We start from the raw sequence: 23,027 nt of genomic DNA, 5'->3' as shown, positions 1-23,027 counted from the left end.
ACAACTCCAGAGAGAAGCGGATCACCGGCGGCGTTGCGGGCGGCGCCGGGCGCGGGCGTCCCAGCAGGGCCGGTGCCAGTGCCGCCGGTCGGCGACGGACCCGGTCTCGTCGGCGGGCCAGACGACGAGGTGCGGCGTGCCCGGCCGGATCTCGTGGTCACAGCCGGGGCAGCGGTAGAACTTCGTGGCCTGCGCGCCGGGCACGGTCCGCACGAGCCACTCGCCGTCGGCCCCGGCTTCGGCCCGGGCCCACCCGGTGGCAGCACCGAGCTCCCGCTCGGGCGGCCCACCGTCCGAGCGGCGGCCGGGACGGTTGCGTCGAGGCACGCCCAAACGGTAACCGCACCCCACCCACCCCCGCGCGCGCCGCCCGCCCCCGTGTCGACCCGCCAATCACGCGTGATGCCCGCCGGAGCGCGCGAACCGACCCTCCAGGTACGCGAGTCGTCCATCCAGGTACGCGAGTCGTCCATCCAGGTACGCGAGTCGTCCGCCCAGGTACGCGAGTCGTCCGCCCAGGTACGCGACGTCGCGGCCGTCACCCCTGGGCGATCGCCAGCGGCACCAGCTGCTCGGCGGTGGTCAGGGAACCGTGCTGTCCGATCAACGACGTCTCCACGGCTTCGGCCAGCCCGCGGACCATCCCGAACCGCCCCCGGGCCGCGGCCACGACGTCGCCGATCCGCGGCAGCACCCGGTCGCTGACGGTGTGGCCGAACCACCCTTCGGCGACGGCCTCCTCCCGCGAACGCACCCAGGCCCGCTCGCCCACCACTTCCCGCCACGCGGCGAGCACGTCGGCGGCGGCCCCGGGCTCGGTGTAGACGTGCCGGGCCCGGACCTCACCCCCGAACGTCCGGACGCCCGCCAGCAGCTCCGGCACGTCCTCGAGGTCGACCTTGTCGTCGACGGTCACCATCCCGTGGTCGGCCACCACGGCGAGCAGGGCGCCGGCCGGCAGACCGTCCACAAGGGACTCGACGAGGCGGTCGACCTGGCGCAGCTGCATCCGCCACGCGGTCGAGCCGGGGCCGTAAACGTGCCCGAGCAGGTCGAGTTCGTTGTGGTAGGCGTAGCAGAAGGCCCGCCCGCCGAGCACCGACAACGTCCGGGCGGCGAGGTCGCCGAGCGCGTGCACCCCGGCGTAGCGCGCGCCGCTCTGGGTGGCGCGGGTCAGCGCGGTGTCGGCGAACTGCGCGGACGACACGACGGCCGCGTCGATCCCGGCCTCGGCGGCGCGCTCGAACGTCGTCGGCAGCGGCTGCACCTCACGCGGCGGGAGGGCGCCGCGCAGGTCACCGCCGTCCTCGTGGCTGCGCCAGCGCAACGCGTTGAGCACACCGACACCCGGCATCTCGAAGGTGTAGCCGACCATGCCGTGCTCGCCGGACGCGAGGCCGGTCCCGATCGCGGCCACCCCGGCCGCGGTCGTCGACGGGAAGCCCACGCGCAACGTCCGCCGGGCGAGCTCGGTCAGCACCGGGGCGTCCGCGGCGTGCTCGGTCAGCAGCTCCCAGCCGAGCCCGTCGATCAGCAACACCGCAGCACTGCGCGCCTCCGGCAGGGCGAGCGTGTTCGCGCAGCCGGGGACCCCGAGCGCGGCGAGCAGGGAGGGGACGACCTGTCCGAGGTGCGCGACGTCGGCGAGCGAAGGGGGCTGCACGCGCCCAGCTTCCCATCCGGGGTGCCGCCCGGCGATAATCCCCGTATGCCGACCTACGCCTACCGCTGCCGCGAGTGCACCGAGACCTTCGAGCTCCTGCGCCCGATGAGCGAGTCCGGCGCGCCGGCCGCCTGCCCGGAGGGCCACGCGGACACCGTCAAGCTGCTCACCACGGTCGCCCTCACCGGGGCCGCAGGTGGTCCCGCGGCCCCGGCCGGTGGCGGCGGGTGCTGTGGCGGCGGCTGCTGCGGCTGATCGGCCTCAGAGGGCCTTCAGCGCCTGCTCGAGGTCGTGCCAGAGGTCCTCGACGTCCTCCAGCCCGGCGGAGAGCCGGATGAGCTGCTCGGACACGCCGGCGTCGTGACGGTCGCCGGCGTCGACGATCCGGTGGCTGATCGATCCCGGGTGCTGGATGAGCGTGTCGACGCTGCCGAGGCTGACGGCCGGCGTGATCAGCCGGACGGCGCCGATCAGGGCGTGCGGGTCGCCGTCGACCTCGAACGCCACCAGCGGCCCGCCGAGGCGCGGGTAGTGCACCTTCGTCACGGCCGGGTGGGCGGCGAGCCGCTCGGCCAGCGTCGCCGCGGTCGCTGCCGCCGCGGTGACCCGCAGCGGAAGCGTGGAAAGCCCGCGCAGCAACAGATAGCCGGCCAGCGGGTGCAGCACGCCACCGGTGGCGAAGCGGATCTGCCGCAGCCGCGCGGCTTCCTCGGCGTCGCACGCGACGACCCCGCCCATCACGTCGCCGTGGCCGCCGAGGAACTTCGTCGCGCTGTGCAGCACGATCCGGGCGCCGTGGCGGCCCGGGCGCTGCAGCACCGGCGTCGCGAAAGTGTTGTCCACCAGCAAAGGCACGTCTCCGCAGACGGCGGCGAGTGCGGCGATGTCGACCTCGGCGAGCGTCGGGTTCGCCGGGGTCTCGACGAACACCAGGCCGGTGTCGGGCCGCAGCGCGGCGGCGACGGCGTCCGGCGCGGCCCAGGTGACCTCGGTGCCGAGCAATCCCGACTGGAGCAGGTGGTCACTGCAGCCGTACAGCGGGCGCACGGCGACGACGTGCCGTTTCCCTTGCGCCACCGCGGAAAGCAGGCACGCGGAGACCGCGGCCATGCCGCTGGCGAACGCCACGCCGTGGTCGAAGCCTTCGAGTTCGGCCAGGGCCCGCTCGAACCGGTCGACGGTCGGGTTGCCCACCCGGCCGTAGATCGGCAGGCCGGCGAGCTCGCCACCGGCGGCGAACTCGTCGATCCGGGCGGCTTCGCCGGCGCTGTCACGGGACGGGTAGGTCGTGGACAGGTCGAGCGGCGCGGCGTGCACGCCCAGGTCCGTGAGGTCGTCACGGCCGGCGTGGACGGCGCGGGTGCGCAGGGCGGAAGTCATACGAGCATGCTCGATCTTTCACCGGATCGAGAGCAACAGTCTCGGATATCATTCGCTGATGTCCGCGAACGTCGAACTCAGTCCGGTTGATCTTGATATTCTGCGCCTGCTGCAGAACGACGCCCGGATCACCAACAAGGACCTCGCGGCCGCGGTCGGCATCGCGCCGTCGACGTGCCTGGACCGGGTGACGCGGCTGCGGGACACCGGCGTGATCACCGGGCAGCACGCGTCGGTCGACGCGGCGAAGCTCGGCCGGCCGCTGGAGGCGTTCCTGTTCGTCCAGGTGCGCCCGCACCGGCGGCCGCTGGTGGACCCGTTCATCGAGCACCTGCTGTCCCTGCCCGAGGTGCGCGCGGTCTACCACCTGACCGGGCCGGACGACTTCCTCGCGCACGTCGCCACCAGCTCGGCCGGCGAGCTGCAGCGGCTGGTGCTCGACGAGCTGACCGCCCGCGACGAGGTCGCCCGCGTGCACACGAACCTGGTGTTCCAGCACTGGAGCGGCGGCCCGCTGCTACCGCCGAACACCTGAGGTCACAGCGTGTCGAGCCACCGGCGGGTCTCACGCGGGGACGTCATGCGGAGGACCACGGGGCACGGCGGTTCGGCGGCCCAGCCCCGGATGGTCGCCCGTTTCCGCGCGAACGAAGCGAAGTGCCAGTGGATGATCGAGTCCGCGGAGAACATCTGGCGGAACGACTCGACGTTGCCGTTGCAGATCCGCTCGCGGGTCACCGACCGCACGGCCGTCCGGCGCACCAGGCGGCCCAGCGAAAGCCAGCGCGGGTAGTCGAGACCCACGATGAGCTGGGTACGGGGGAGCACGACGTCCTTCCACCTGCTGTACGCGGCGTCGAGGACCCAGCGCTCCCCCGCGCAGACCTCCGCGATGCGGCGGCGTTGCTCCTCGTCGGGTACCGCGACCCAGCCCGGCTCCCAGGTCAGGTCGTCCGCCGAGTGGTACGGCAGGCCGGTGCGCTCGGCGATCCGCGCGGCGAGCGTCGACTTGCCCGAGCCGGTGACGCCGTAGACGACGATCCGGTCAGGAATCGAAGTCACGGGCAGGCTCCTGCGGACCGCGGTAGGGCAGGGTCTGGCTGTAGACGATGCTCGTGGTCGTGCTGCCGAACTGGGCCAGCTCGTCCATCGTGTGCTCGAGGTGGGCCATCGAGGCCGCGGCGACCTTGAGCGTGTAGCAGTCGTCGCCGGTGGTGCGCACGCATTCGAGGATCTCGAAGCGCTCGGCGAGCAGCTTGTGCAGCGGCTCGTGGCGGCTGCCCGGGTACTTGAGCCGGACGACGGCGAGCACCGCGTACCCGACCTTGCCGAGGTCGATGTCCGCGCGGTACCCGGTGATCACGCCGGTGGTCTCGAGGCGGCGGAGGCGTTCGGTCGTCGCGGACGCGCTGAGGTTCACCCGGCGGCCCAGCTCGGTGAGGGGCAACCGGGCGTCGCGCTGGAGCTCGACCAGGATGGCCCAGTCGGTCGGATCGAGACTCTCGGTCATTCGGCGAATATACCGCGAGATCCACGGCCGAAGCCATCGAACACCGTGGCCGATCCCTTCCGATCAGCGCTTTCCCCTCGTTAGCCTTGGTGGGTGAAGATCGGCGTGAACGTCCCCAACTTCGGCCCCGGCACGGATCCCGACGCGCTGCGCTCGTGGGCGCAGACCGTGGAAGGCCTCGGCTACGACCTGCTGATGGTGTCCGACCACGTCGCGATCACCCCCGACGTCGCGGCGCAGTACCCGGCGCCGTTCTACGAGCCGTTCACGACGTTGTCGTGGCTGGCCGGCGTCACGAGCCGGGTGCGCCTGGGGACCACCGTGCTGGTCGTCCCGTACCGCCATCCCCTGCTGGTTGCCCGGATGGCGGCGAACCTCGACCAGCTGAGCGGCGGCCGGCTGGTGCTCGGCGCCGGCATCGGCTGGGCGAAGCAGGAGTTCGACGCGCTGGGCGTCCCGTTCGAGAAGCGCGGGAAGCTCACCACCGAGTACCTGCGGGCGATCCGCGCGGCCTGGGCCGAGCACGACGACTACCGCGCGGGCCCGATCCCGCTCTGGCTCGGCGGGCACAGCGACGCCGGGCTGCGCCGGGCGATCGAACTCGGCGACGCGTGGCACCCGTTGCGGCTGACCATGGCCGGGTTCCGGGAAGGCTTGGGGCGCTTGAATACCCTGGCCGGCGACCAGCCGGTGCCGGCGTTCGCGCCGCGGATCCTGCTGCGGCTGACCGGTACCCCCGTGACCGGGCCGGAGCGGCGCGCCGGCGAGGGCACGCTCGACCAGGTCCTCGACGACCTGACGCGGTTGCGGGCGATGGGCGCGGACACCGTCGTGCTCGACCCGTTCGACGCCGACCCGGCCGAAACCCTTCACCCCGAAGTGGCTTGGCGAGACCTCGCGGCGATTGCCGCGTCCTGGAAGGAGAAGCGATGAAGGACACCGAAGAAACCCTGCTGCGGCGGGCGATCGAGCTGGCCCGCGAAGCCGGGAGGTGCACGGCAACCCGCCGTTCGGCTCCCTGCTGGCGGACGCCGGCGGTCAGATCCTGGTCGAGGACCGCAACACCTCGATCACCGACAACGACATCACGGCGCACCCGGAGCTGAAGCTGGCCCGCTGGGCGGCGCAGCACCTCGCCCCGGAGGTCGCGGCGAAGACCACGATGTTCACCAGCACCCAGCCGTGCGGGATGTGCGCCGGCGCGATCGAGCGGTCCGGGCTCGGCCGGGTCGTCTTCGCGCTGTCGACCGAGCAGTTCCTCACCCTGCGGCCGCCGGTGACCTGGGGCGGCCACGAACTCGACGGCCCCGCGTTGTTCGACGAGGCCCGCGTCCCGGTCGAGGGCTATTACCGGTAACAGCCACGGGACGCCTTGCTCGAGTGTTCCGGTGCTCGATGCGAACGGGTCCCGGCGAGCGTTGCGCCGACCGAGCACGATCCGGTCCCCGGGGTAACGGGCGCCGCTTTCCGGACGACCTCCTTCGCACGAACGGACCCGCCGATCGTGCCGACCGGAGGTGTCCCGATGACCGACCTGTACCAACCGGATCCCGTCGCGCCGCCGGCCGCACGGGCTCGGACCAGGAGCAGGACCAGTCCGTGGCACCTGCTGCTCGCGGCCACGGGTGGCGCCGCGCTGGTCGGCGCGCTGTGGCTCGGCCTCGGCCTGGCCGGCTCCGGCGGTCCCGCCGGTCCGGCCGGCGGGTCGTTCGACCTCCGTGGCACGTTCACCTTGAACAGCGGCGGGGACGGTTTCGGCACCTGCGGTGGCTCCGGCGGCTACTCGGACATCTCCGGTGGTACGAGGGTCACGGTCTACAGCGCCGCCGGCACCGTGCTTTCCCAGGGCGCGCTCGGCACCGGGCGGCCGGCGGGCATGGGCACCTGCGTGTTCTCCCTGTCCGCGGCGAACGTCCCCGCGGGCGAGAAGTTCTACCTGGTCGAGGTCTCCCACCGCGGCCGGATCATGGTGCCGCCCGAGGAGGCGCGCACCGGGAGCGTCGCGCTGAGCCTGGGGAACTGATCAGTAGTCCTTGAAGCCCTTCCCGGTCTTCCGGCCCAGGCGCCCGGCGGTGACCAGGTGCTCCAGCAGCGGCGCCGGCGCGAAGCCTTCCTCGCGGAACTCGTTGTACAGCGTCCGCTGGATGGCCAGGGAGACGTCGAGGCCCACGACGTCCAGCAGCTCGAACGGGCCCATCGGCAGGCCGCAGCCGACCTTCATCGCCGTGTCGATGTCGTCGGCGCCGGCGTAGTGGGCTTCCAGCATCTTCACGGCGTCGTTGAGGTAGGGGAACAGCAGCGCGTTGACGATGAATCCCGCCCGGTCGCCGCAGTGCACCGCGTGTTTGCCGACCGCCTGGCAGACCGCGCTCGCCGTGGCGACCACGTCCGGGGCCGTCGCGATCGTCGACACGACCTCCACCAGCTTCATCACCGGGGCCGGGTTGAAGAAGTGGAGACCGACCACATCGGCCGGCCGGGAGGTCGCCGCGGCGCACTCGATCACCGGCAGGGACGACGTCGTCGTGGCCAGGACGGCGGCGGGGCGGACGACCTCGTCCAGGGCCGCGAACACCGCCTGCTTCACCGAAAGCTCTTCGGCCACCGCTTCGACGACCAGGTCGACGTCGGCCAGGGCTTCGAAATCGGTGACCGGGGTGATCCTCGCCAAGGCAAGAGCCGCGTCCTCTTCGGACAGTTTGCCCTTGACGACGGCCTTGTCGAGCGACTTCTTCACCTTCGCCACCGACGCCTGGGCCTTCTCCAGGCTCCGAGCGCGCAGCACGACGTCGAGGCCGCGCTTGGCGAAGACCTCCGCGATGCCGGTGGCCATCGTCCCGGTGCCGACCACGCCGACCTTCGCGACCGGCCGCGGCGAGACACCGTCCACAGTGGACGTTTTGGCGGCGTCCGCGACCACATTCGGCGAGTCCGGCGCGTCGTAGGTGTAGAAGCCGCGACCGGTCTTGCGGCCGAGCAGGCCCGCCGTGATCATCTGCTTGAGCAGCGGCGCCGGCGCGTGCAACCGGTTGCGGGACTGGTGGTACATCGTGTCGAGGATCTCGTTCGCGGTGTCCAGCCCGATCAGGTCGAGCAGCGCAAGCGGGCCCATGGGGTAACCGCAGCCGAAGCGCATCGCGGCGTCGAGGTCCTCGCGCGTGGCGTAGCGCTGCTCGTACATCCGCACCGCGTGGTTCAGGTAGCCGAACAGCAGCGCGTTCGCGATGAACCCGGCCCGGTCGCCGATCACCACCGGCACCTTGCCCAGCCGCTCGGCGAAGGCGACGGCGTCGGTGACCACCTCGGGCTCGGTCACGACCGTTTTCACGATCTCGACGAGCTTCTGCACCGGCGCCGGGTTGAAGAAGTGCATGCCGACGACCTTGCCGGGACGTGCGGTGTGCACGCCGATCTCGGTGATCGACAGCGACGACGTGTTGGACGCGAAGACGACCTCCGGCCGGGTGACCTTGTCCAGCTGCGCGAACACGTCGGCCTTGGCCGCCAGGCTCTCCGGGATCGCCTCGACCACGAGGTCCACATCGGACAGATCGGAGAGCGAGGTGCTGTACCGGATCCGGCCCAGCAGCGCCTCCCGGCCGGCTTCGTCGAGCTTGCCGCCGGACAGGGCGCGCTCGGTCGAGTGCTCCAGATGCCCCCGGCCGCGCGCGACGCCCGTCTCGTCGAGCTCGACCGTGATGACGTCGAGCCCGCTGCGCGCGAGCACTTCGGCGATACCGGCCCCCATCGTGCCGAGGCCGACCACTCCGACTGTCGAGATGTCCCGCGCCATCGAGGCCTCCAGTGATGTTACTCGCCGGTAATTGCCCCGATACTGCCACGCGCCGTCGTCTGAAGCCCACACGGAATCGAGTCAGAACCGCGGATGTCACCCGGTCGGCAACGCGGTCTCACTCGCCGAAATTGCCGTCCACCAGCTCTTTTGCCTTCGCCAGCGCCTCGGCTGCCTGCGGGCCGCTCGCCCGGACGCGGATCCGGTCGCCCTGGCGGGCGCCGAGCGACATCAGGGCCAGCACGCTGTGCCCATCGGCCTCCTGCTCGCCGAGGCCCACCCTCACCTCGGCGTCGAACGCGCTCAGCGTGCGCACCAGCACCGCGGCCGGCCGGGCGTGCAGCCCGACCTCGTTGCGCAGCTCCAGCTCGATCTCGTCACTCCCGCCGGCGGCCGGCGTAGCGGCGGGCATCAGATCCTCGGGCATCCCGGCCGCCGCGGCGGCCTCCGCCACCGCTTTGCGGTCCTGCCCGGCCTGCGCCGCGACGGCCGCAGCGATCGCGCCTTCGACCAGCGGGCCGTCCGCGACGAGGGCGGCCGACGGGTCGGCCAGCGACTCGACGGCCAGCTCGGCGGTCATCTGGGCGCTGCCGAGGTCGTAGAGCAGCACGACCCCGGCGCCGGAGTCGGCGCGCTGGGTGGCCGCGACGACCTCGTCGTAGTCCGTGCCGATCTCGCCGCCGGGCAGGCCGCCGGCCGGCAGGATCGTGACGTCCGGGGCCATCTGGGCGGCCAGTTCGGCGAGGCCTTCCGCGAGCTTCCCGCTGTGCGACACGAGCACGATGCCGACGCTCACCGGGCAGCTCCCGCGAACGCCCGCAGCAGCAGCGCCGACGACCGCGCGCCCGGGTCCATGTGGCCCACCGCCCGCTCGCCCAGGTAGGACGCCCGGCCTTTGCGCGGCACCAGATCCACTGTGGACTCGGCACCGCGGTCGGCGGCGTCGGCGGCCGCGGTCAGCACGGCGGCGACGTCCCCGCCGTCCTCGGCCGCCTTCTCCGCGGCCGCGAGCGCGGGGATCAGCGCGTCGACCATGGTCGCGTCGCCTTCCACGGCCTTCCCGCGGGCCTGGACGCCTTCGAGCCCGGCCCGCAGCGCGTCCACCAGCGCCGGGACGTCGAGTTCGGCGGTCGTGCCCAGCTTGGCCGAGGCACGCAGGAAAGCCGTGCCGTACAACGGGCCGGCCGCTCCGCCGACCTTGGAGATCAGCGTCGTCGCGACGAGCTTCAGCACCCCGCCCGGGGTGTCCGGCTCGGCGGCGTCCAGCGCCGCGACGACGGCCGTGAAGCCGCGGTTCAGGTTCTCGCCGTGGTCGCCGTCGCCGATCGCGCGGTCGAGCTCGACCAGTTCGGCCCGGTGCTCGGCGACCACCGCCGCGGCGGCGCGCACGGCCGCCGCGACCCCCTCGGACTTGCAGGTCATCAGACCCCCCACCGCAGGGCCGCGGTGTTGACCGGCGCGTCCCAGAGCGCCGTCAGCTCGTCGTCCAGTTTGAGCAACGTGAGACTCATCCCCTGCATCTCGAGGCTGGTGATGTACGGCCCGACCAGCCGGCGTTCGACCACGATCCCACGCTCGGCCAGCAGCCGCTCGGCGATGCCGTGGGCCAGGTAGAGCTCGACCAGCGGAGTGCCGCCCATCGAGTTGGTGAACAGCAGGACCCGGTCGCCGGAGGCGAACGGCAGGTCCGAGACGACCGCCTCGACCAGCCGCGCGACCAGCGCGTCGGCCGGTTCGAGCGGGATCCGTTCGCGGCCGGGCTCGCCGTGGATGCCGATGCCGAACTCGATCTCGTCGTCGGCGAGCTCGAAGCTGGGGGTGCCGGCGTGCGGCACGGTCGGCGCGGTCAGCGCGACGCCGATCGAGCGCACCTGGCCGATCACCTTCTCCGCCAGCGCGGTCACGGCGTCGAGCGAGTCGCCACGCTCGGCGGCGGCGCCGGTGATCTTCTCCAGCAGGACCGTGCCGCCGACCCCGCGGCGGCCCGCGGTGAACGTCGAGTCCTTGACCGCGACGTCGTCGTCGATCACGACGCTGCGCACCTCGAGGCCCTCGGCGGCGGCCAGCTCGGCGGCGGTCTCGAAGTTGAGCACGTCGCCGGTGTAGTTCTTCACGATCAGCAGGGCACCCGCGTCCCCCGTGGTCGCGGTGACGGCGGCCTGCACGGCGTCCGGGGTGGGCGAGGTGAACACGGCGCCCGGGACGGCGGCGGCGAGCATGCCCTGGCCGACGAAGCCGCCGTGCAGCGGCTCGTGCCCGGATCCGCCGCCGGAGATGACGGCGACCTTGCCCGCGACCGGGGCGTCGGCCCGGACCACGACGTCCGGGTCCTGCTGGACGCGGAGGATGTCGGCGTGCGCGGCGGCGAGGCCCCGCAGCGACTCCACGACCACGTTCGCCGGATCGTTGATGATCTTCTTCACGGCAACCTCCGGCACATCAGCGGGTGGGTGCCCTCTTCCTACATCCCCGCGCGGCCGGACGCCAGGTCAGGGTTTGGGGAGCAACGTGGCGACGTTCTTCGCGACGGTGACCGCCTTGCCGCACGGGTCGTCCGTGTCCGGTTTGGCGTCGTAGTTCTCATAGCGCACCTGGGCCAGTTCGACGTCGTCGCCCTGCCACGGCCGGTGCTGCCACTCCACGTCGCACTTCGACGAGCCCGACGTGCCCTTCTTCTGGTAGCCGGTGACCCCGCCACCGAGGTCCACCTTGGAGTAACCGTCGCCCACGATCGGGGGCAGGCCCGGGAGGAACCCGACCGACACCGTCGCGGCGGACCCGGTGGCCTTCCACTCACAGCCGTGCAGCCCCGACGCCGTCGGCTTCGCGGACGGCGCGGCCGAGGCGACCACAGAGGACTCCGCCATCGCGCACGGGTCGGCGGTCAGGAGGGTGCCCGGCGGGGTGGAGTACTTCTCCGGCGAGTTGTGCAGCTTCTGCACGACGGCGTCCATCAGCGTCTGCCCGGGACGGCAGGGATCACCCGGGTAGGCGACCGTCAGCGTCACGGCGGTGTCCGGGTTGAGGGCCGTCATCGCCGCGACCGTGCAGTCCGAGTCGTCGGTCTTGTCGACGCGCAGCGGCAGGCCACCGACCAGGCCGGTCGTCTTGTCCGCGCGGGGCAGCAGGGTGTTGCCGATCTCGAACTCGAGCCGGATCTCCTTGCCGCCGGGGTCCTTCACCTTGTTGGTGCAGCGGTCGTAGGCGATCGACGACGGCGTCGGGTCCTCGTCGACCGTGCCGAGGCCGAGCGCGCCGAGGGCGTCCTTGGTCAGGAACTGGCACGGCTTGACCGTCCGCAGGGCGCCGGTGGCCACCGCGGCGTCGGTGATCGGGCCGTCGGAGGGCTGGCCCGAGCCGGCCCCGGCGGGCACCGTCGTCCGCGCGAAGTTGGACTTGCCGAGGTCCTGCCCGCACGCGCTCAGTGTCAGCGAGAGGGCGGTGACCAGCAGGAACAGCTTCGGGAGACGGCGGCGCCGAACGTCAGGGAGCACGCGATGCACGGTAGCGGCACGATCGTGCCGCTGTCCGGACAACCCGGCTATTCCCCCGCCGCCGGGGTGGTGTCGGTGGTCTCTTCGGTCTCGGTCTGCGCCGGCACGACCAGCGGCCGGACCTGCGCCCAGACGAAGAACAGCGCCGCGACCACCAGCATGCCGATGCCGGCCCACAGGTTGATGTTCACCCCGGCCGCCTTCTGCAGCTCGGCGTCCGTGGTGAAAGCGATGCCCATCACCGTGAGGATGACGCCGTAGACGCCGATCAGCAGGGCGATGATCAGCCGGATGTCGAAAGCGCCCGCCTTCTTGGGTCGCGCGCCGGACTCGGTAGCCATGACGGACCTCCTAGAAGATGACGTTGAGGGCGATGGTCAGGATGAGCACGATGCCCGCGAGCAGGCCCGGCTTGCGGTACCAGCCCGCGTTCTCGCCGGTGTTGTCGTGCTGCCGCGTGCTCTTCGGGGTCAGCGAGTAAACGAGCCCGACCAGCTCTTCGTCCGGCTTCGGCTTGGTCGCCAGCGAGACCACGACGCTCACCACGATGTCGACGACGAACGCGGTACCGGCGGCCACGAAGCTGGTGCCCTGGCCGCTCAGGCCGATCACCCCGGCCTGCGACAGGCCCCAGACGGTGATCGCGGACGCGGTACCGAGGAGCAGGCCGCTCCAGCCGGCGTGCGGCGTCATCCGCTTCCAGAACATGCCCAGGATGAACGTCGCGAACAGCGGCGCGTTGAAGAACGAGAACAGGTCCTGCAGGTAGTCCAGGATGTTGCCGGAGTTCGAGGCGATGAACGCGGTGCCGATCGCGAGGACCGTGCCGACCGACGTCACGATGCGCCCGAGCCGCAGGTAGTAGCCGTCCGGCTTGTCCTTCTGGACGTACGTCTGCCAGATGTCGTACGTGAAGACCGTGTTGAACGAGCTGAGGTTCGCGGCCATGCCGGCCATGAACGAGGCCAGCAGGCCGGCGATCGCGATGCCGAGCATGCCGTTGGGCAGCAGGTCGCGCATCAGCAGCAGGAGCGCGTTGTTGAAGGTGACGCCGCTTTCCGCGGTGCCGCCGTCGAGCAGGACCTGCTTGTCCTTGACGTACTCGGACACGGTGACCGCGGCGATCATGCCGGGGATGATCACGATGAACGGGACCAGCATCTTCGGGAACGCGCCGATGATCGGCGTGCGCCGCGCGGCGGACATGCTCTTCGACGCCATCGCGCGCTGGACCTCGACGAAGTTCGTCGTCCAGTAGCCGAACGAGAGCACGAAGCCCAGACCGAACACGATGCCGAGGATCGAGAGGATGTTGTTGCCGAAACCGGTGAGGTTGTCACCGGGCCAGGAGTGCAGCTGCGCGGTGCCGCCCGGGCTGTCGGTGACCTTGTCGACCAGGCCCTGCCAGCCGCCGACCTTCACCAGGCCGATGATCGTCAGCGGCACCAGCGCGATCACGATCACGAAGAACTGCAGGACCTCGTTGTAGATCGCGGCGGAGAGACCACCGAGCGCGGTGTAGGAGAGCACGATCACGGCGGCGATGATGATCGACACCCAGATCGGCCAGCCCAGCAGCAGGTTCACGACGCTGGCCAGCAGGAACAGGTTCGCGCCCGCGATCAGGATCTGAGCGGCGGCGAAGCTGATGCCGTTGAGCAGGTGCGCCGGCTTGCCGAAGCGGCGGCGCATGAACTCGGGAACGCTGCGGACCTTGGAGCCGTAGTAGAACGGCATCATCACGATGCCGAGGAACAGCATCGCCGGGATCGCGCCGATCCAGAAGTAGTGCACGGTCGGCAGGCCGTACTGGGCGCCGTTGGCCGACATGCCCATGACCTCGACCGCGCCGAGGTTCGCCGAGATGAACGCCAGGCCGGTCACCCAGGCGGGTAGCGAACGGCCCGACAGGAAGAAGTCGAGACTGCTCGACACCTGCCGTCGTGCCAGGTACCCGATGCCGAGCACCAGGACGAAGTAGAACGCCAACTCGATGTAGTCGATCGCGTTGGCGTCGAGTCGCAGGTTCGCATCGGCGAGAAACACCCGACCCACCTCCCGGCTGTCTTTTCAAACTGGACAACAACCGACAGGAATCACCACTGTCCTGTCGGATCCGGACAGTACTGCATGGATTCAGGGTCGGCACGCTGACCTGTCCATTGTGCACAGAGGGCGCGTTTCCCGGTCGTTGACCAGCGGAAACGCGCCCTCTGCACCGCGGGAGCGGCTCAGTTGTGGATCATCGATCGGTCGGGACGCCGATCTCGCCCTCCTCCTCGATCAGCCGGGCGAGCACGGCATCGGGCAGGTAAGTGCGGTGCGGGTAGCCCGGGCCCCACGAGTTGAGCAGCGGCACCGCCCCAAGCTCGTCGGCCCGCGGGTTGCCGAGGACGGCGTGCACGTCGTCGACCGACTTGGCCCAGCGGAAGGCCGCGATGCCCTGCTTGGCGTCGGGAACGTACTTCTCGCGCGCCTCCCAGTCGTCGTTGCGGTACGAGTCGTCCCAGAGCACGTGCCCGGCGTCCTTGAGCACCTCGGCGCCGGCGCGGACGGACGTGCCGTTGTCGTCGCCGGGGTTGGTCTCGGGCCACTCGTCGCGCTTCTTGGCCGCGTCCCAGAGCCAGCGGGCGGTGTACTCACCGCCGTTGAACAGCGACATGCACCGCGACCAGCCGAAGCCGACGCAGGCGCCTTCCGCCCCCTGGTCGTAGAACGCGTAGTTGGTGTCGGTGTCCGGGGTGCCACCCGGTTCGAGGCAGACGCAGTGCCCGCCGCGGATCCGGCCGAGCGCGGCGGCGCCCGCCTTCGCGATGAAGAACTCGCCGGACTTCTCGTCCTTCTCCGGCGTGTCGAACGCGGAGTACCAGTTGACCCCGATGACCACGGGCGACCGCGTCGGCCGGTCGTCGTCCGCGAGCGCGGACAGCGGATACCGTTCGACGTGCTCCCAGTCGTCCGGAATGAACCGGCCCAGCCGCGGGTCGAGCGGATCGGAACCGAGCGGGCGATAACGCATGACTTCCTCCTCCGTGCAGGCGAAAAAGCGCGCACGCCGACCGGAGAACATGCGCACACCAAGCTCAAGGCGGAAAGAAAACGTTGGCACGACAAAGAAAGACGGCCGAGCGCACCACCCTCCGGCCACACCGGACGCACCGGCGGAACCCCTCGAATCGAGTATCCCACGAGCGGGACGCAAGGGATCCGCACCTCACCCGAACAGCGCATTAATACAACTCGGAGAAATGATCCGCCCACCGCAATGCGTGCTATCCGGTCAACAATTCCCCGGCCGGAGTAATGGCAGTCGAATCAGATACACGAATAAGGCATCGATTCGGCATCACCGTAACAACGGCGACGAGCGCCACGACTCAGGTGCGTCTTTCCCGCCACCGGACCACCCGGAGGAATCCTGTGTCACCACCACTGGCCGTCGTCGTCATCCTCTTCGCGCTCTTCCTCTGCGCCGTGGCCGTCAAACGCCTCTTCGCGAACCCGGCCGACGACACCGACGGTGTCGTCGGGATCCACCAGGGGCTACACCTGACCGAGTCGGTCCTCGTCGAAACCTCCGGAGCCACCGTTTTGCGGCATCCCCTCCACGGCCTGTCCGCCCGGGTGGAAACCCGGTACGAGCGCAGCGACCGGGTGACCGTCCCGCGCGTGCTGTTCCTGGGCGTGCTCGCATTGGCCGCGAGGAAGAAGGAGTACGACGGCGAAGTCCTGCTGATCATCGAAGGTCCGGAAACCGCGATCATCCGCGCGGCCGGCTTGCGGAAGAACCCGCGGGCCATGCGCGAAGCACGTGAGTTCGCCGATCTGCTGAACGAACAAGCCGGCGCCGGCCCGAAACCCGCCACGGCGAAGTCGGCTCAGCGGTTCGACGTGGCGCTGCTCGATGCCGGCGGTCAGCAGGTGGACGTCGTCCGGGCGGTGCGGCGGGTGGTGCGCGGGCTCGGCGTCGTGGACGCCAGGGAACTGGTCACCGGCACGCCGTCGATCCTTCTCCAGCAGGTGCCCGCCAGGCAGGCCGAAGTGGCGCGGCGGGAACTCGAGAGCGCCGGGGCGACCGTCGAACTGTGGTGAGACCGGCTCAGGAAGTCACACGGCGGAAGCGCGGGACCGGCCCAGCCGGCGTCTCGACCGTCTCGGTGAACATCGCCTCCGGCCGCACCCACAAGCCGCGCGCACCGTACAGCGCGCGGTACACCACCAGCTGCTCTTCGGTTTCACTGTGCGACGCCACGCCGAGCACCTCGTACTCGTTGCCCTTGTAGTGGACGTAGCGGCCGGGCTGCACCACTCAGAACAGCCGGAACTCGTCGGACTCGATGCCGCGCAGCTCGTCGTAGTCCAGGGTCAGGCAGCGGATTCCGCGGTCCTCCGCCAGCGTGCGCGCCTGCGGCTTGATGATCTGGGCCGCGAACACGCCCTGTACCGGGGCCAGCAGCGGGTCGCGGTTCAGCAGCTCGAGATACCGCGTCAGCTGCTCGACGCCGTCGATTTCGCCGCGGCGCTTGATCTCCACCGCGACCGACTTGCCGTCGGCGTCGCGGGCCATGATGTCGACCGGGCCGATCGGCGTCGGGAACTCGCGGCGGACCAGGGTGTAGCCGTCGCCGAGGGTCTTGATGTGCTCGGCCAGCAGTTCCTGCAGGTGCGCCTCGACGCCGTCCTTCTGCAGGCCCGGTTCGGCGCCCAGAGCCTGGGAGTAGTCGTGGAAGATCTCCTCGATCGAGATCACCAGCTTCTCGCCCTGCTTGTTTTCGACGATCCAGATCTTGCCGTCCTCGATCAGCCAGCAGGGCGGGCTCATCCAGTTCAACGGCTTGTACGCGCGGTCGTCGGAGTGGACCGACACCGAGCCGTCGGACTTGACGAGCAACAGCCGGGTGGCCATCGGCAGGTGGGCGGTGAGCCGGCCGGCGTAGTCGACCTGGCACCGCGCGATCACGAGACGCACCCGAGGAGGGTAGGACAGGTCCGGGATACTGGTCCGGTGGACCCCATTCAGCGTGTCGCGTCCCGCGAGGTGTACCGGAACAACTGGATGACCGTGCGGGAGGACGAAATCCGCCGCCCCGACGGTTCGGCGGGCATCTACGGCGTGATCGACAAGCCGGCGTACGCCCTCGTCATCGCCCAGGACGGCGACCGGTTCCGGCTGGTCGAGCAGTTCCGCTACCCGATCGGCGAACGCCGCTGGGAGTTCCCGCAGGGCACCGCGCCGGACCTGGCCGACGTGCCACCCGGCGAGCTCGCGGCCCGCGAACTGCGCGAGGAGACCGGGCTGCGCGCCGGCTCGATGGTGACGCTCGGCCAGCTCGACGTCGCGCCCGGCATGAGCAGCCAGCGCGGCTGGGTGTTCCTCGCCACCGAGCTCACCGAGGGCGAGCCGGAGCGCGAGCTCGAAGAACAGGACATGCGCGACGCCTGGTTCACCCGCGACGACGTCGAGAAGATGATTCTCACCGGCGGGATCACCGACGCGCAGTCGATCGCCGCGTGGGCCCAGCTCATGCTGGCCGAGCGGCTCCGGCCCGGAGCATCCCGCGGATGACCAGGTGGTGGAACGGCCTGATCAGCGCGAAGTAGGCCGGCCCGACGCGGTTGTGGAAGTGCACGATCGTGCCGACCCGGAACCGCCGGCGAGCGCCGGTGACGACCTCGACCGTCAGGTACCCGCTCAGATGAGCGTCATCCGCGCCGACGACGAGGTAGCGCTCCGGGTCGCCCGCCCGCACGGTGAAGATCCCGGCCGCGTCACCGGGCTCGAAGCCGATGTCCGCGGACCGGCGCCGGCGCGGCACCCGCGCCGTTTTCAGGCGCAGCGCCCGGGCCGGCAGGTACCGGACGCCGAACAGGACCTTCACCCATCCGGGACTCCAGCCGAAGACGCCCGCGACGAACTCGCGCAGGCTGTTCTCGCTGTCGATCTCCTTGAACTCGACGTAGTCGGCGCCGTCGAGGAAGGGCTCGAGGTCGGTCATGATCTTCTCCCCAGTACGAGTTCCAGCGCGCTCTTGAGCCGGTCGCCCGACAGCGGCGGCACGACCTGCCCGGCGCCGACGACGACGAGGTACAGCGCCTGGCCGAGTTCCGCGTCGCCGCAGACCTCGGTCAGGTAGTCCGCGCGCGTGCGGTCGACGCGCTCCTGGACCGCCCGCGCCTCGGCGTCCTGCAGCGCCCACGCCCGGACGGCGATCTCCAGCTCGGGTCCCGGCCCGGGCGCGAGGACGAGCTTCATCAGCGTGCGCAGCCGGTCACCCCGCACGCGTTCGGCCTCATCCATGAACCGCGTGGTGCGTTGGGCTTCGAAGTGCTCCAGCAGCGCTGTGCGGTAGCCGCCGATGCCGCGGAAGTGGTGGTAGAAGCTGCCTTTCGACAGGCCGAGCCGCTCGGTCAGCCGCTCGATGGTCACCGCCGGCGCGCCCTGCTCCGCCAGCAGCGTCAGCCCCGCGTCCAGCCAGTCCCGCTTGCTCACCATGAGCCATACCATACCGTATGGTACGGCCGCCGGGCACGAGAACGGTACTTTCACGTGAAAGTGCCGCTTCGGTTCAGTCGGTCCAGGAGGGCTTGCGCTTCTCCAGGAACGCCGCCATGCCTTCGCGGGCGCCGGGTAGTTGCGACGCCGAGGCCATGACCTCCAGGGCGATCGCGTACGCGTCGACCTCCGGGCGGTCCAGCTGCGCGTACAACGTCACCTTGCCCATCGCCTTGCTCGCCCGGCTGCCGCGTGTCGCCCGCGCGAGCAGGTCCGCGACGGCGTCGTCCAGCCGGTCGTCCGGCACGACCCGGTTGACCAGGCCCCAGTCGAGCGCGGTCGGCGCGTCGATCACGTCGCCGGTCAGGGCCAGCTCCATCAGACGCTTGCGGCCGATCGAGCGGGCCACCGGGACCGCCGGCGTGTGGCAGAACCAGCCGCCTTTGCCGCCCGGGAGCGCGAAGCCCGCGGATGCGGCGGCGATCGCGAGGTCGCACGACGCCACCAGCTGGCAGCCCGCGGCCGTGGCCAGGCCGTGCACCCGCGCGATGACGACCTGGGGCACCGACTGCATCGTGCGCATCAGGTCCGTGCACAACGTCAGCAGCTCGCGCACGCCCATCAGGTCGCGCGCGGCGACGTCGCCGAAGTCGTGCCCGGCGGAGAACACCGGACCGGCCCCGGCCAGCACGATGCCGGTCGCGTCGGACGTCCCGGCCTCGCGGAACGCGGCCAGCAGCTCGGCGAGGTGGTCCGCGGACAGCGAGTTGCGCCGTGCCGCGCGGTTCATGGTGATCGAGACGGTGTCGCCGTCGCGCTTGACCAGGATGTGCTCGTACTCGGTCATGCCCCGACGGTAACCCTTCTGAACGTGCGCCGGTAACTGTCCGGGCCGACGCCGACTTCGGCACGCATCCGCCGCCGCAGGTTCGCCGCGGTGCCCAGGCCCGAGCGCTGCGCGACCCGCTCGACCGGCAGCTCGGTCGTCTCCAGCAGCCGTTGCGCGTACCGGACGCGCTGCACGCGCAGCCAGCGTCCCGGCGTCACACCGGTCGCCGCCGCGAACTCCCGGTGGAACGTCCGCTCGCTCATCCGCGCGTGCCCGACCAGGTCTTCGACGCCGATGTCGGCGCCGATCCGGGCCAGCGCCCAGTCCATTGTGGACGCCATGCCCGGCTGGGCGTTCGACGGCGGCAACGGGTTGTCGACGTACTGGCGCTGCCCGCCTTCCCGCGCCGGCGGCATCACCAGGCGGCGCGCGAGCGCGGCGGCGACGTCCGCGCCGTGGTCGCGGCGGACCAGGTACAAGCAGAGGTCGAGGCCGCCGACGACCCCCGCCGAGGTCAGGACACCGTCGTCGTCGGTGTAGAGCACGTCGCGCCGGAGGTCCGCGTGCGGCGCGACGACGATCAGGGAGTCGAAGTCGCGCCAGTGCGTGGTCGCCGCGCGGCCGTCGAGCAGGCCGGCGGCGGCCAGCGTGAACGCGCCCGAGCACAACGCGGCCACCGTCGTCCCCGCGCGACGCGCCCGCCGCAGGGCCACGGCCGCCGCCGGCGGCACCGAGGCCAGCGGGTCGTCGCGGCCCGGCGCCACGACGAGGTCGCAGCCGTCGAGCCCGGCCAGGCCGTGCGTGGCCGCGACGTCACCGAACGGCGAGACGGCCGTGCGGACCCGGCCCGGACTGCACAGCCGCAGGGTGAACGGGCCGATCCCGCTGTCGGTGCGGTCCTGGCCCCAGACCTCGCCGATCACCGCGAGGTCGAACATCCGAGTGCCGGGCAGGAGCAGGACGCCGATCGTGCGCATGGCAGAAAAGTACCGCATCGCGCGTCTTCTGCCACTCCCCCGGACGTCACGGAACAGAGAAACTCGACGTCATGACCGAAACGGCACTCATCCTGATCGACGTCCAGCGCGGGTTCGACGAGCCCGTCTGGGGACCGCGCAACAACCCCGGCGCCGAAGCGAACATCAAGGCCCTGCTCGACGCGTGGCAGGAGCGGCGGCTGCCGGTGGTGCTGGTGCACCACGACTCGACGGGGCCGAAGTCCTCGCTGCGGCCCGGCCAGCCGGGCAACGACTTCAAGCCCGAACTCGACGGCGCGCGCCCCGACCTCGTGTTCGGCAAGCGGGTCAACTCGGCGTTCATCGGCGACGTCGACCTCGACGCGTGGCTGCGCAAGCGCGGCATCACGAGCTTCGTGCTCGCCGGCATCCAGACGAACTTCTGCTGCGAGACCACCGCGCGGATGGGCGGGAACCTAGGCTACGACGTGACTTTCGCGCTCGACGCGACGTTCACGTTCGACCTGCCGGGCGTGGACGGCGACGTCGTCACCGCCGACGAGCTCTACCGCGTCACGGCGGCGAACCTGCACAACCAGTTCGCCACCGTCAAGTCCACAAAGGACATCCTGGCCGGCCTCAGCTGAGGCCGTGGCGCTCGCGGATGAGCGAGACGATGCCGTCCATGATGTCGGTCAGCTCGTAGTCCTTGGGCGTGAACACCCGCGCGATGCCGCGTTCGGTCAGCAACGCGGCGTCGTCGGGCGGGATGATCCCGCCGACGATCACCGGGACGTCACCCGCGCCCGCGGCACGCAGGCCGTCGACGACGTGCGGCACGACCTCGAGGTGCGAACCGGACAGCACCGACAGCCCGACGACGTGCACGCCTTCCTGCACGGCGGCCGCGGTGATCTGCTCGGGCGTCAGCCGGATGCCCTGGTAGACGACCTCGAAGCCGACGTCGCGGGCGCGGACGGCGACCTGCTCGGCGCCGTTGGAGTGCCCGTCGAGCCCCGGCTTGCCGACCAGGATCCGCAGCCGCTCGCCCAATTCCGCCTCGGTGGCGCGGACGCGTTCGCGCACCCGCTCGATCCCCGGGTCGCCGCCACCCGCGGCGGCCGCGGAAACCCCGGTGGGCGCCCGGTATTCGCCGAACACCTCGCGCAGCGCGCCCGACCACTCGCCGGTGGTCACGCCGGCCCGCGCACAGTCCACAGTGGCCTCGAAGAGGTTCGCCGACGTCCGCGCGGTCTCCTTCAGCGTGGCCAGCGTCCGCTCGACGGCGTCGCTGTCCCGCTGGCCGCGCCAATCCTCGAGCGCCGCGACGGCTTCCTTCTCGACGGCCGGGTCGATCGTCTCGATCGCCTTCGCGCCCTCGGCCTGCAGCGGTGACGGCTCGGTCGTCGCGAACTTGTTGACGCCGACCAGCACCCGCTCCCCGTTCTCCATCCCGCGGCGGTATTCGGCCAGCGACCCGACCAGCTGCGACTTCATGTAGCCGCTCTCGACCGCCGCGACCGCGCCGCCGACGTCCTGGACGCGGGCGATCTCCTCGCGCGCGCCGGCCATGATCTCGTCGACCTTGGCCTGGATGACGTGCGAGCCGTCGAAGATGTCCTCGTACTCCAGCAGGTCCGTCTCGAAGGCGAGCACCTGCTGCATCCGCAGCGCCCACTGCTGGTCCCACGGCCGGGGCAGGCCGAGCGCCTCGTTCCACGCCGGCAGCTGGATCGCGCGGGCCCGCGCGCCGCGGGAGAGCGACACCGCGAGCATCTCCAGCACGATCCGCTGGACGTTGTTCTCCGGCTGGGCCTCGGTGAGACCGAGCGAGTTGACCTGGACGCCGTAGCGCAGCCGGCGTGCCTTCGGATCCGTTACGCCGTAACGATCCCGCGTGATCTCGTCCCAGAGCGCGGTGAACGCGCGCATCTTGGACATCTCCTCGACGAACCGCACGCCGGCGTTGACGAAGAACGAGATCCGCGCGACGACCTTGTCCATGTCGGCCTGGTCGACCTGCCCGGAGTCCCGGACGGCGTCGAGCACGGCGATCGCGGTGCACAGCGCGTAGGCGACCTCCTGCGTCGGCGTCGCGCCGGCTTCCTGCAGGTGGTAGCTGCAGATGTTGATCGGGTTCCACTTCGGCACGTGGTGCACGGTCCACGCGATCATGTCGGTGATCAGCCGCAGGCTGGGGCCCGGCGGGAAGATGTAGGTCCCGCGGGACAGGTACTCCTTGATGATGTCGTTCTGCGTCGTGCCGGTGAGCTTCGCGAGGACTTCGTCGACGTCGCGGCCTTCGGCTTCGGCCTGCTCACGCGCCACGGAGACGTACAGCGCGAGCAGCCACATGGCCGGCGCGTTGATCGTCATCGACGTGTTGGCCTCGGCGAGCGGGATGCCGTCGAAGAGGCGCCGCATGTCGCCGATGTGCGAGATCGGCACTCCGACCTTGCCGACCTCACCGCGGCTGAGCTGGTGGTCCGGGTCGTAGCCGGTCTGGGTCGGGAGATCGAACGCCACCGAAAGGCCGGTCTGGCCCTTGGCGAGGTTGCGCCGGTAGAGCTCGTTCGACGCGGCCGCGGAGGAGTGGCCCGCGTAGGTGCGCATCACCCACGGGCGGTCCCGCTCGTGGTCGGATGGGTACGGCACTGTGCACCTCCGGCGCTGGTCGACCCATCGAGTGTACCGGCCGGTAACTTAGGTGGCGGAGTGGAATCGGACACGTCCGGGTGACGGCCCCGCGATCCGAGCCCGCACGATCAGCGCGTGGACCTGTTCGACGTCCGGCACAGCGAACAGCGCGATCGGACGCGGTCGGTTCTGCTTCGGATGCCGAAGCAGAACAGCCGCTCGCCCGGCTGAACAACGATGATCGGCGGCCTCCCCGGCGCTCTTTGCCGGGC

Annotated in this window: 27 protein-coding genes and 1 pseudogene; 8 read left to right on the top strand and 20 right to left on the bottom strand. The window is 70.9% G+C overall.

The window, feature by feature from the left end:
* Positions 1-21: 21 nt before the first annotated feature.
* Both OG494_RS45530 and OG494_RS45525 read right to left on the bottom strand, forming a co-directional pair.
* Complete coding sequence (locus tag OG494_RS45530) at positions 22-327, bottom strand: hypothetical protein (protein WP_328449615.1); 306 nt, start codon at positions 325-327, stop codon at positions 22-24.
* Between the two features lie 211 nt (positions 328-538).
* A complete protein-coding gene (locus OG494_RS45525) occupies positions 539-1,663 on the bottom strand; it encodes an alkaline phosphatase family protein (protein WP_328449613.1) in 1,125 nt (374 codons plus the stop codon).
* A gap of 45 nt (positions 1,664-1,708) precedes the next feature.
* On the opposite strand from OG494_RS45525, the gene OG494_RS45520 reads away from it, so the two are divergent.
* Positions 1,709-1,918, top strand: coding sequence for an FmdB family zinc ribbon protein (locus tag OG494_RS45520; protein WP_247057042.1), 210 nt, complete (start codon positions 1,709-1,711; stop codon positions 1,916-1,918).
* Between the two features lie 6 nt (positions 1,919-1,924).
* Here the strand turns inward: OG494_RS45520 and OG494_RS45515 are convergent, their stop codons facing one another.
* Complete coding sequence (locus OG494_RS45515) at positions 1,925-3,043, bottom strand: trans-sulfuration enzyme family protein (protein WP_328449611.1); 1,119 nt, start codon at positions 3,041-3,043, stop codon at positions 1,925-1,927.
* Between the two features lie 58 nt (positions 3,044-3,101).
* Here OG494_RS45515 and OG494_RS45510 point away from each other — a divergent pair, with 58 nt between their 5' ends.
* Positions 3,102-3,578 carry an Lrp/AsnC family transcriptional regulator gene (locus tag OG494_RS45510; protein WP_328449609.1) on the top strand — a complete coding sequence of 159 codons (477 nt, stop codon included), beginning with the start codon at positions 3,102-3,104 and terminating at the stop codon, positions 3,576-3,578.
* Between the two features lie 2 nt (positions 3,579-3,580).
* Here the strand turns inward: OG494_RS45510 and OG494_RS45505 are convergent, their stop codons facing one another.
* Together OG494_RS45505 and OG494_RS45500 are read right to left on the bottom strand one after the other, a co-directional pair.
* A complete protein-coding gene (locus OG494_RS45505) occupies positions 3,581-4,105 on the bottom strand; it encodes an adenylate kinase (RefSeq protein WP_328449607.1) in 525 nt (174 codons plus the stop codon).
* Positions 4,089-4,553 (bottom strand): Lrp/AsnC family transcriptional regulator, encoded by a 465-nt coding sequence (locus OG494_RS45500; RefSeq protein ID WP_328449605.1) that lies wholly within the window; start codon positions 4,551-4,553, stop codon positions 4,089-4,091. The genes OG494_RS45505 and OG494_RS45500 overlap by 17 nt, the downstream gene beginning before the upstream one ends.
* A 93-nt stretch (positions 4,554-4,646) precedes the next feature.
* Between OG494_RS45500 and OG494_RS45495 the strand changes: the two genes are divergently transcribed.
* The 3 genes and pseudogenes from OG494_RS45495 (at position 4,647) to OG494_RS45485 (ending at position 6,576) form a co-directional block, all read left to right on the top strand.
* The gene (locus OG494_RS45495) at positions 4,647-5,486 is read left to right on the top strand and encodes an LLM class flavin-dependent oxidoreductase (RefSeq protein ID WP_328449603.1); all 840 of its coding nucleotides are present in this window, start codon (positions 4,647-4,649) and stop codon (positions 5,484-5,486) included.
* Positions 5,483-5,910 (top strand): annotated as a pseudogene (locus tag OG494_RS45490) (nucleoside deaminase). Before OG494_RS45495 ends, OG494_RS45490 begins: the two are co-directional and overlap by 4 nt.
* A 168-nt stretch (positions 5,911-6,078) precedes the next feature.
* Positions 6,079-6,576, top strand: coding sequence for a hypothetical protein (locus tag OG494_RS45485; RefSeq protein ID WP_328449601.1), 498 nt, complete (start codon positions 6,079-6,081; stop codon positions 6,574-6,576).
* On the opposite strand, the gene OG494_RS45480 is transcribed toward OG494_RS45485, so the two are convergent.
* From OG494_RS45480 to OG494_RS45445, 8 genes are all read right to left on the bottom strand, one after another.
* On the bottom strand, positions 6,577-8,346 hold the full coding sequence (locus OG494_RS45480; RefSeq protein ID WP_328449599.1) for a 3-hydroxyacyl-CoA dehydrogenase family protein: 1,770 nt from the start codon (positions 8,344-8,346) through the stop codon (positions 6,577-6,579).
* A 118-nt stretch (positions 8,347-8,464) separates the two neighbouring features.
* Entirely contained in the window at positions 8,465-9,142 is a 678-nt protein-coding gene (gene dhaM / locus OG494_RS45475; RefSeq protein WP_328449597.1) for a dihydroxyacetone kinase phosphoryl donor subunit DhaM, read from the bottom strand.
* Positions 9,139-9,768: a dihydroxyacetone kinase subunit DhaL gene (gene dhaL, locus OG494_RS45470; protein WP_328449595.1), complete on the bottom strand. Its 630-nt coding sequence runs from the start codon at positions 9,766-9,768 to the stop codon at positions 9,139-9,141. The genes dhaM and dhaL overlap by 4 nt, the downstream gene beginning before the upstream one ends.
* On the bottom strand, positions 9,768-10,769 hold the full coding sequence (gene dhaK, locus OG494_RS45465; RefSeq protein WP_328449593.1) for a dihydroxyacetone kinase subunit DhaK: 1,002 nt from the start codon (positions 10,767-10,769) through the stop codon (positions 9,768-9,770). Before dhaK ends, dhaL begins: the two co-directional genes overlap by 1 nt.
* Positions 10,770-10,835: 66 nt before the next feature.
* On the bottom strand, positions 10,836-11,840 hold the full coding sequence (locus OG494_RS45460; RefSeq protein ID WP_328449591.1) for a DUF3558 domain-containing protein: 1,005 nt from the start codon (positions 11,838-11,840) through the stop codon (positions 10,836-10,838).
* A 47-nt stretch (positions 11,841-11,887) separates the two neighbouring features.
* On the bottom strand, positions 11,888-12,181 hold the full coding sequence (locus OG494_RS45455; protein ID WP_328449589.1) for a hypothetical protein: 294 nt from the start codon (positions 12,179-12,181) through the stop codon (positions 11,888-11,890).
* A 10-nt stretch (positions 12,182-12,191) separates the two neighbouring features.
* Positions 12,192-13,886, bottom strand: coding sequence for a sodium:solute symporter family protein (locus OG494_RS45450; protein WP_328449587.1), 1,695 nt, complete (start codon positions 13,884-13,886; stop codon positions 12,192-12,194).
* Between the two features lie 196 nt (positions 13,887-14,082).
* Positions 14,083-14,859, bottom strand: a complete 777-nt coding sequence (locus OG494_RS45445; RefSeq protein ID WP_328449585.1) for a hypothetical protein — start codon at positions 14,857-14,859, stop codon at positions 14,083-14,085.
* A gap of 284 nt (positions 14,860-15,143) precedes the next feature.
* Here OG494_RS45445 and OG494_RS45440 point away from each other — a divergent pair, with 284 nt between their 5' ends.
* Positions 15,144-15,932, top strand: coding sequence for a ribosomal protein L7/L12 (locus OG494_RS45440; protein ID WP_328449583.1), 789 nt, complete (start codon positions 15,144-15,146; stop codon positions 15,930-15,932).
* A 7-nt stretch (positions 15,933-15,939) separates the two neighbouring features.
* Here OG494_RS45440 and OG494_RS45435 read toward each other — a convergent pair whose 3' ends face one another.
* Together OG494_RS45435 and nucS are read right to left on the bottom strand one after the other, a co-directional pair.
* Entirely contained in the window at positions 15,940-16,149 is a 210-nt protein-coding gene (locus OG494_RS45435) for a DUF1653 domain-containing protein (RefSeq protein WP_328449581.1), read from the bottom strand.
* Positions 16,150-16,809 (bottom strand): endonuclease NucS, encoded by a 660-nt coding sequence (nucS, locus tag OG494_RS45430; protein ID WP_328449579.1) that lies wholly within the window; start codon positions 16,807-16,809, stop codon positions 16,150-16,152.
* A 36-nt stretch (positions 16,810-16,845) separates the two neighbouring features.
* Between nucS and OG494_RS45425 the strand changes: the two genes are divergently transcribed.
* Positions 16,846-17,406, top strand: coding sequence for an NUDIX hydrolase (locus OG494_RS45425; RefSeq protein ID WP_328449578.1), 561 nt, complete (start codon positions 16,846-16,848; stop codon positions 17,404-17,406).
* Here the strand turns inward: OG494_RS45425 and OG494_RS45420 are convergent.
* The 4 genes from OG494_RS45420 to OG494_RS45405 all read right to left on the bottom strand — a co-directional run bounded on the left by OG494_RS45420 (position 17,363) and on the right by OG494_RS45405 (position 20,139).
* On the bottom strand, positions 17,363-17,836 hold the full coding sequence (locus OG494_RS45420) for a DUF2867 domain-containing protein (protein ID WP_328449576.1): 474 nt from the start codon (positions 17,834-17,836) through the stop codon (positions 17,363-17,365). The genes OG494_RS45425 and OG494_RS45420 overlap by 44 nt on opposite strands.
* A complete protein-coding gene (locus OG494_RS45415; RefSeq protein ID WP_328449574.1) occupies positions 17,833-18,333 on the bottom strand; it encodes a TetR/AcrR family transcriptional regulator in 501 nt (166 codons plus the stop codon). The genes OG494_RS45420 and OG494_RS45415 overlap by 4 nt, the downstream gene beginning before the upstream one ends.
* A 73-nt stretch (positions 18,334-18,406) precedes the next feature.
* Positions 18,407-19,180, bottom strand: a complete 774-nt coding sequence (locus OG494_RS45410; RefSeq protein ID WP_328449572.1) for an enoyl-CoA hydratase-related protein — start codon at positions 19,178-19,180, stop codon at positions 18,407-18,409.
* Entirely contained in the window at positions 19,177-20,139 is a 963-nt protein-coding gene (locus OG494_RS45405; protein ID WP_328449570.1) for a GlxA family transcriptional regulator, read from the bottom strand. The genes OG494_RS45410 and OG494_RS45405 overlap by 4 nt, the downstream gene beginning before the upstream one ends.
* A gap of 71 nt (positions 20,140-20,210) precedes the next feature.
* Here OG494_RS45405 and OG494_RS45400 point away from each other — a divergent pair, with 71 nt between their 5' ends.
* A complete protein-coding gene (locus OG494_RS45400; protein ID WP_326944118.1) occupies positions 20,211-20,765 on the top strand; it encodes a cysteine hydrolase family protein in 555 nt (184 codons plus the stop codon).
* Here OG494_RS45400 and OG494_RS45395 read toward each other — a convergent pair.
* Positions 20,758-22,773 (bottom strand): protein meaA, encoded by a 2,016-nt coding sequence (locus OG494_RS45395; protein WP_328449567.1) that lies wholly within the window; start codon positions 22,771-22,773, stop codon positions 20,758-20,760. The genes OG494_RS45400 and OG494_RS45395 overlap by 8 nt on opposite strands.
* Positions 22,774-23,027: the final 254 nt, after the last annotated feature.

Origin of the sequence: Amycolatopsis sp. NBC_00438 (assembly GCF_036026695.1) — a bacterium.
Classification (GTDB): Bacteria; Actinomycetota; Actinomycetes; order Mycobacteriales; family Pseudonocardiaceae; genus Amycolatopsis.
Note: the sequence above shows the minus strand (reverse complement) of the source record. Positions and strands in the feature narration are given on the sequence as shown.

Excerpts from the sequence above, each read along its gene's own strand:
- OG494_RS45415 (WP_328449574.1), bottom strand. The coding sequence starts at position 18,333 with ATGGTGAGCAAGCGGGACTGGCTGGACGCGGGGCTGACGCTGCTGGCG.
- OG494_RS45480 (WP_328449599.1), bottom strand. The coding sequence starts at position 8,346 with ATGGCGCGGGACATCTCGACAGTCGGAGTGGTCGGCCTCGGCACGATG.
- OG494_RS45445 (WP_328449585.1), bottom strand. The coding sequence starts at position 14,859 with ATGCGTTATCGCCCGCTCGGTTCCGATCCGCTCGACCCGCGGCTGGGC.
- OG494_RS45440 (WP_328449583.1), top strand. The coding sequence starts at position 15,144 with ATGGCAGTCGAATCAGATACACGAATAAGGCATCGATTCGGCATCACC.
- OG494_RS45410 (WP_328449572.1), bottom strand. The coding sequence starts at position 19,180 with ATGACCGAGTACGAGCACATCCTGGTCAAGCGCGACGGCGACACCGTC.
- dhaL (WP_328449595.1), bottom strand. The coding sequence starts at position 9,768 with ATGACCTGCAAGTCCGAGGGGGTCGCGGCGGCCGTGCGCGCCGCCGCG.
- OG494_RS45420 (WP_328449576.1), bottom strand. The coding sequence starts at position 17,836 with ATGACCGACCTCGAGCCCTTCCTCGACGGCGCCGACTACGTCGAGTTC.
- OG494_RS45520 (WP_247057042.1), top strand. The coding sequence starts at position 1,709 with ATGCCGACCTACGCCTACCGCTGCCGCGAGTGCACCGAGACCTTCGAG.
- OG494_RS45405 (WP_328449570.1), bottom strand. The coding sequence starts at position 20,139 with ATGCGCACGATCGGCGTCCTGCTCCTGCCCGGCACTCGGATGTTCGAC.
- OG494_RS45400 (WP_326944118.1), top strand. The coding sequence starts at position 20,211 with ATGACCGAAACGGCACTCATCCTGATCGACGTCCAGCGCGGGTTCGAC.
- OG494_RS45510 (WP_328449609.1), top strand. The coding sequence starts at position 3,102 with ATGTCCGCGAACGTCGAACTCAGTCCGGTTGATCTTGATATTCTGCGC.
- OG494_RS45515 (WP_328449611.1), bottom strand. The coding sequence starts at position 3,043 with ATGACTTCCGCCCTGCGCACCCGCGCCGTCCACGCCGGCCGTGACGAC.
- OG494_RS45455 (WP_328449589.1), bottom strand. The coding sequence starts at position 12,181 with ATGGCTACCGAGTCCGGCGCGCGACCCAAGAAGGCGGGCGCTTTCGAC.
- OG494_RS45485 (WP_328449601.1), top strand. The coding sequence starts at position 6,079 with ATGACCGACCTGTACCAACCGGATCCCGTCGCGCCGCCGGCCGCACGG.
- OG494_RS45500 (WP_328449605.1), bottom strand. The coding sequence starts at position 4,553 with ATGACCGAGAGTCTCGATCCGACCGACTGGGCCATCCTGGTCGAGCTC.